This is a genomic window from Brenneria sp. g21c3 (assembly GCF_040240345.1).
GTDB lineage: Bacteria > Pseudomonadota > Gammaproteobacteria > Enterobacterales > Enterobacteriaceae > Brenneria.
The window spans coordinates 1-5,788 of the sequence record NZ_JBEIAB010000036.1 but is presented as its reverse complement, the minus strand read 5'-3'; the positions used below and the strand labels follow the sequence as shown (position 1 = coordinate 5,788).

General features: G+C 48.4%; 6 protein-coding genes, 4 tRNA genes and 1 rRNA gene. 2 read left to right on the top strand and 9 right to left on the bottom strand.

Going from position 1 to position 5,788, the window contains the following annotated elements; translation table 11 throughout:
- The 6 genes from ABRZ28_RS24085 to ABRZ28_RS24060 all read right to left on the bottom strand — a co-directional run.
- Nucleotides 1–687 (bottom strand): elongation factor Tu (locus ABRZ28_RS24085; protein ID WP_319611861.1); only part of this gene is annotated, 687 nt, incomplete at its 3' end.
- A gap of 109 nt (nt 688–796) precedes the next feature.
- Nucleotides 797–872 (bottom strand) — tRNA-Thr (locus ABRZ28_RS24080).
- 7 nt (nt 873–879) lie between these two features.
- A tRNA-Gly gene (locus tag ABRZ28_RS24075) sits at nt 880–954 on the bottom strand.
- A gap of 128 nt (nt 955–1,082) precedes the next feature.
- Nucleotides 1,083–1,167: transfer RNA gene (locus ABRZ28_RS24070), tRNA-Tyr, on the bottom strand.
- A 15-nt stretch (nt 1,168–1,182) separates the two neighbouring features.
- Nucleotides 1,183–1,258, bottom strand: a tRNA-Thr gene (locus ABRZ28_RS24065).
- Nucleotides 1,259–1,371: 113 nt separating this feature from the next.
- Nucleotides 1,372–1,590, bottom strand: coding sequence for a hypothetical protein (locus tag ABRZ28_RS24060; RefSeq protein WP_319606647.1), 219 nt, complete (start codon nt 1,588–1,590; stop codon nt 1,372–1,374).
- Here ABRZ28_RS24060 and ABRZ28_RS24055 point away from each other — a divergent pair.
- Together ABRZ28_RS24055 and coaA are read left to right on the top strand one after the other, a co-directional pair.
- Nucleotides 1,589–2,137, top strand: coding sequence for a GNAT family N-acetyltransferase (locus tag ABRZ28_RS24055; RefSeq protein WP_319606646.1), 549 nt, complete (start codon nt 1,589–1,591; stop codon nt 2,135–2,137). The two genes, ABRZ28_RS24060 and ABRZ28_RS24055, sit on opposite strands and share 2 nt — an antisense overlap.
- A 220-nt stretch (nt 2,138–2,357) precedes the next feature.
- Nucleotides 2,358–3,308, top strand: a complete 951-nt coding sequence (coaA, locus tag ABRZ28_RS24050; protein ID WP_330521858.1) for a type I pantothenate kinase — start codon at nt 2,358–2,360, stop codon at nt 3,306–3,308.
- Between the two features lie 42 nt (nt 3,309–3,350).
- Here the strand turns inward: coaA and birA are convergent, their stop codons facing one another.
- The 3 genes from birA to rrf all read right to left on the bottom strand — a co-directional run bounded on the left by birA (nt 3,351) and on the right by rrf (nt 5,613).
- Nucleotides 3,351–4,310: a bifunctional biotin--[acetyl-CoA-carboxylase] ligase/biotin operon repressor BirA gene (birA, locus tag ABRZ28_RS24045; protein WP_319606644.1), complete on the bottom strand. Its 960-nt coding sequence runs from the start codon at nt 4,308–4,310 to the stop codon at nt 3,351–3,353.
- The gene (gene murB / locus ABRZ28_RS24040) at nt 4,307–5,344 is read right to left on the bottom strand and encodes a UDP-N-acetylmuramate dehydrogenase (protein WP_319606643.1); all 1,038 of its coding nucleotides are present in this window, start codon (nt 5,342–5,344) and stop codon (nt 4,307–4,309) included. The genes birA and murB overlap by 4 nt, the downstream gene beginning before the upstream one ends.
- Before the next feature lie 153 nt (nt 5,345–5,497).
- Nucleotides 5,498–5,613, bottom strand: a 5S ribosomal RNA gene (rrf, locus tag ABRZ28_RS24035).
- Between the last annotated feature and the right edge of the window lie 175 nt (nt 5,614–5,788).

Here is a 5,788-nt window from a genome sequence, read left to right as displayed (position 1 = left end):
GGTCACAACGGTACCACGACCGGAGATGGAGAATACGTCTTCGATAGGCAGCAGGAACGGTTTGTCAATCGCACGCTCCGGTTCCGGGATATAAGAATCCAGCGCTTCAGCCAGTTCGACGATTTTCGCTTCCCACTCAGCTTCGCCTTCCAGCGCTTTCAGCGCGGAACCACGAATGATTGGCGTATCATCGCCCGGGAAATCGTACTGAGACAGCAGCTCGCGCACTTCCATCTCAACCAGTTCCAGCAGCTCTTCATCATCAACCATGTCGCATTTGTTCAGGAACACGATGATGTAAGGAACGCCAACCTGGCGACCCAGCAGGATGTGCTCACGGGTCTGCGGCATCGGGCCGTCAGTCGCGGCAACAACCAGGATCGCGCCGTCCATCTGCGCGGCGCCGGTGATCATGTTTTTCACATAGTCGGCGTGTCCCGGGCAGTCAACGTGCGCGTAGTGGCGAGTCGGGGTATCGTATTCAACGTGAGAGGTGTTGATGGTGATACCACGGGCTTTCTCTTCCGGCGCATTATCGATCTGATCGAATGCACGGGCGGCGCCGCCGTAGGTTTTAGCCAGAACGGTAGTAATGGCGGCAGTCAGCGTTGTTTTACCATGGTCAACGTGGCCGATAGTACCGACGTTAACGTGCGGTTTTGTACGTTCAAATTTTTCTTTAGACATCGATTGTCCCTCTAAGACACGGATAAATCGGTGGTATCACCACATCAACCAAGCGTTTGCTTGCTGAATTTTTTAACAGAAAGAAAATCAGGAGGAGGAATTAAAGAAGTGGTGCTGATAGGCAGATTCGAACTGCCGACCTCACCCTTACCAAGGGTGCGCTCTACCAACTGAGCTATATCAGCACATCTTTGGAGCGGGCAGTGGGAATCGAACCCACATCATCAGCTTGGAAGGCTGAGGTAATAGCCATTATACGATGCCCGCATCCTGGAACTCGGCTACCTGATTTTTCTGTAGACTTTGAAATTGGAGAATAAAGCATCCTCCGCATTCTTCGATCCGGCTTAGTATTGCATACCGTATCGATTTTATCCTGTCGCCAGGATTGAATTTGGTGGTGGGGGAAGGATTCGAACCTTCGAAGTCTGTGACGGCAGATTTACAGTCTGCTCCCTTTGGCCGCTCGGGAACCCCACCTGATTGTCTACTTGATGGTGCCGGCTGCCGGAATCGAACTGGCGACCTACTGATTACAAGTCAGTTGCTCTACCTACTGAGCTAAGCCGGCATCAAGTGCTGCGCATTCTAGGTAGACCGAACGGCCTATGCAACAAAAAAATCGTATAAAATGCGCTATCGCTTAGATTTTATCCAAATTTGAACATGAATCCACGGCGACGGTCATGATCCGCACAAAGAAGCATCAAATCCACCGAGTAGCAAATGCCCGATCGGTGAAAGAGCAAGCAGCGTTAATTGCACCAAAAACGTGATGCTTGCCCCGTTAAAAAGCATTTTTGCATCACTCAATCTGGCTATTGCGCAGCCACCAGCAGTCATAACCTGGAACGAATCTTGCTTAGGTATGAATATGCCCCACCAAGCCAGGAGACCCGCCATGAAAATCGTATCCCTTAACGTCGCCACTTTACCGGTCTATCGCGGCGAACTTGCTAATCTATTGAGCGATGCAGTCGCCAAGGGCGCTTCCGTTGGATATCAGGCTCCTTTGGCGCACGAAGAAGCGGAAAGTTATTTCCATAGCTTACGCCCGTCATTAGCGAAGGGAGAACGTCTGTTATGGATTGCCCGCGACATTGAAGGCGTCATTGGCAGTGTACAGCTTGAACTCTGTCAAAAAACAAACGGGCAGAACAGAGCCGAAGTTCAAAAGCTGCTGGTACATAGCCGGGCGAGAAGGATGGGAGTCGGCAGACAATTAATGCAAGCGCTGGAAAAAGCCGCTTTGCAGCAACAGCGTGGATTGCTTTATCTGGATACTCAGGCCGGTTCGCCTGCTGAAATGTTTTATCGTTCACTGGGCTATCGGTATTTAGGCGAACTTCCCGATTACGCCAGTACGCCCGATGGCTATTATCATCCTACCGCCATTTATTACAAACGCCTCTTCGCCGTGAATCACGTAGGTCGAGCGATTGCCAGCTAATTTCTATCCTGGTGCCTCTGGTTTCAGATCGGCACCGGGTATCAAATTGTTTTTCTCCTCTTATTTCCACCAGCAAAGTGTTAACCTGCTCATAAACCAAATTATTATACAAAGAAAAGGTTCTATGCCCTGAGCCTGGCTGATTATACTATGTAGCGCGTTTAGCTTAGGTGGGCTAGAGTCCCCTTTCTTACCTGTACAAGCAGGCAGAATTAGACTTATGAGAAATAGAGAACAATCTTTGGCTACACCATATCTACAATTTGATCGCCGCCAATGGGCCGCCTTACGCGATTCAGTTCCATTAACGCTGACTGAAGAGGAGATAGTTAAACTCAAAGGGATTAATGAAGATTTATCCCTGGATGAAGTTGCTGAGATTTATCTGCCTTTATCCCGCCTGCTTAACTTCTACATCAGCTCAAATCTGCGTCGTCAGGCTGTTTTAGAGCAGTTTCTAGGAACGGATGGTCAAAAGATCCCTTATATCATTAGTATTGCCGGCAGCGTAGCGGTGGGTAAAAGCACCACAGCCCGCGTATTGCAGGCGTTACTCAGTCGCTGGCCGGAACATCGCAGCGTAGAGTTGATCACCACTGACGGCTTCCTTCATCCGAATAAAGTGCTGAAAGACCGTGATCTGATGAAGAAGAAGGGTTTCCCGCAGTCTTATGACATACATAGCCTGGTGAAATTCGTTTCTGATATTAAGTCAGGCGCATCAAAAGTGACCGCGCCGACTTATTCACACCTCATTTATGACATTGTTCCCAATCATCATAAGGTACTCAAGCAGCCCGATATTTTAATATTGGAAGGTTTGAATGTATTACAAAGCGGCATGGATTATCCTCATGATCCGCACAGAGTTTTCGTCTCTGACTTTGTTGATTTTTCTATTTATGTCGATGCGCCGGAAGACTTACTAAAAACTTGGTATATCAATAGGTTTTTGAAGTTCCGGCAAGGTGCGTTTTCAGATCCCAGCTCATATTTTCACAACTACGCAAAGCTATCGGAACAAGAGGCGATCGATATCGCCTCACAGCTTTGGCTGGAAATAAACGGTCTCAATTTAAAGCAGAATATTCTGCCGACGCGTGAGCGAGCCAGCCTTGTTATGACGAAAAGCGCCAATCACGCTGTAGAATACGTTCGATTGAGAAAATAGGTATTCACCCAGAATAAAGGGGGGTGATATTCCCCCCTACTTTTATAACCCTCTTAACGAAATTTCCCCACCAATATAGGGAGTTATTTCGCCATCAGTTTCCAGCAACAGTGCGCCTTGCTGATCGATGCCTCGATCAATCCCATGTATCTCTCTATTGCCGATAATCAGCTTAACAGGACGATTAAAATAATTATCCAACTGTTGCCAGCGGGAAATAAATGGGGATAACCCTTGCTGTTCAAACATAGTCAGCGCGCGTCTTAGCTCTGAAATAAGCGTAGCCGCCAATATATTACGATCGACAGAGATCCCTGCTTCCTGAAGATTTATCCATCCTTGATTGATGATATTATCTGTCGGTTCACGCATCCGTAAATTAATACCGATTCCGATCACCAAGTGGGCCGCATCACCCGTTTTCCCCGTCAACTCAACCAGAATACCAGCCAGTTTGCGGTCGTTCAGATACAGGTCATTCGGCCATTTGACGCGAACGCCCTCCGCCCCCAGATTATGCAGCACCTCAGACATGACTATCCCGATAATCAGACTTACGCCAACCGCCGCTGCCGGGCCTTGTTCTAAACGCCAATATAACGACAGATAAAGATTGGCGCCAAAAGGAGAAAACCACTGACGCCCCCGACGCCCTCTTCCCGATTGCTGATATTCGGCAATACAGGCATCGCCGGAGGATAACGCGTTAAACCGATCTAAAATATATTGATTCGTCGAATCAACTACCGGTAAAACAGTAACGCCGCCCTCCGGCAGGTTGGCGAGGATCTTTTCCTCGTCCAGCAATTGCATTGGTGCCGGCAAACAATACCCTTTGCCGGTAACGGTAAAAACATCGATCCCCCATTCCCGGATCGTCTGAATATGCTTATTGATCGCCGCCCGACTCATTCCCATCATTTCACCCAGAACTTCCCCTGAGTAAAAACCGCCATCAGACAGGACATTGATTAATTTGAGAGGAACTTTAATATCCCTCATGATAATACCTCGACAGCATTGACTTCTCCCCGAGCGGCGATAAAACGGACCTCTGGCTCCAACCAAACGCCAAATCGCTCAGCGACCTGGTTTCGGACATGACGCGCCAAATTAACAACATCAAGACTCGTGGCATGATCTTGATTAATTAAAACTAATGCCTGCTGGCTATGTACTGCCGCGCCTCCCACCTGGAAGCCCTTTAGTTGGCACTGGTCTATTAACCATCCTGCGGCCAGTTTAACCTGACCATCAGGTTGCGGGTAATGCGGGGCGTTGGGGTATGTCTTCAAAATAGGGGCCGCACTATCGGCCTTAATGACCGGGTTCTTGAAGAAACTTCCGGCATTCCCGGTCACCGCTGGATCAGGCAGTTTACTGCGCCGCATGTGACATACCATGTCGAATATTTGCTGCGGCGTTACCGTTGCCGGATCCAATTTGTGCAAATCACCATAACCTAATACGGGGCGCCAATCTTTATCTAAATATAACCCAACGGCAACAATGACAAATCCGTCCCGGTATCGATGTTTAAATATGCTTTCCCGATAGCCAAACTGACATTCAGAAGCAGTGAGACGTTTTATTGTTCCGTGGGCCAAATCCAACAAATCAACATACTCACATACGTTCCTCAACTCTACGCCATAAGCACCGATGTTCTGAATAGGCGCTGAGCCGACGCATCCAGGGATCAAAGCGAGATTCTCTAAACCTGCGATTCCCAAGGTGAGCGAGTGCTGAACCAGATGATGCCAATTTTCGCCAGCTCCGATATGAAGATGCCAACCATTGTCATCCTCTTTAACCTCGATACCTTTCACACGATTAAGCAGGATTGTGCCGACAAAATCTTCGAGGAAAAGAACGTTACTGCCTTCGCCCAACAGCAAGACCGGGCTTTGCGATGAACAAGCCGCTCTCCATCCAGCAATGAGTTGATCCGGTGTATCCGCTACGGTGATTTGCGACGCAAAAACAGGTAATGCGAAAGTATGATGTGATTTTAAGGATATGACACTATTCGTCATAGCATGAATACTCTTTAGCTCAGATATTCCATAGTCTACCTGATCCAGAACGGATATTAGCGTGGTTTTATCTTAATAACGACCGCGGATCACCGCCATTCCATAACGCAAAAAGCCCCATGCTTGCGCATGAGGCTTTTTACTTTATTTGATGCCTGGCAGTTCCCTACTCTCACATGGGGAGACCCCACACTACCATCGGCGCTACGGCGTTTCACTGCTGAGTTCGGCATGGGGTCAGGTGGGACCACCGCGCTATCGCCGCCAGGCAAATTCGTTTTATTCCAACCGTTGCTTATCACACAACCATCAGAACCAATCCATGAACAAGCTAAAATTCTTCGTCTCTCTCACCAAAACACCTTCGGTGTTGTAAGGTTAAGCCTCTCGGGTCATTAGTACTGGTTAGCTCAATGCATCGCTGCACTTACACACCCAGCCTAT

Coding starts and splice junctions, on each gene's coding strand:
- ABRZ28_RS24055 (WP_319606646.1), top strand. CDS start 1,589: ATGAAAATCGTATCCCTTAACGTCGCCACTTTACCGGTCTATCGCGGC.
- ABRZ28_RS24060 (WP_319606647.1), bottom strand. CDS start 1,590: ATGGCGGGTCTCCTGGCTTGGTGGGGCATATTCATACCTAAGCAAGAT.
- coaA (WP_330521858.1), top strand. CDS start 2,358: ATGAGAAATAGAGAACAATCTTTGGCTACACCATATCTACAATTTGAT.
- birA (WP_319606644.1), bottom strand. CDS start 4,310: ATGAGGGATATTAAAGTTCCTCTCAAATTAATCAATGTCCTGTCTGAT.
- murB (WP_319606643.1), bottom strand. CDS start 5,344: ATGACGAATAGTGTCATATCCTTAAAATCACATCATACTTTCGCATTA.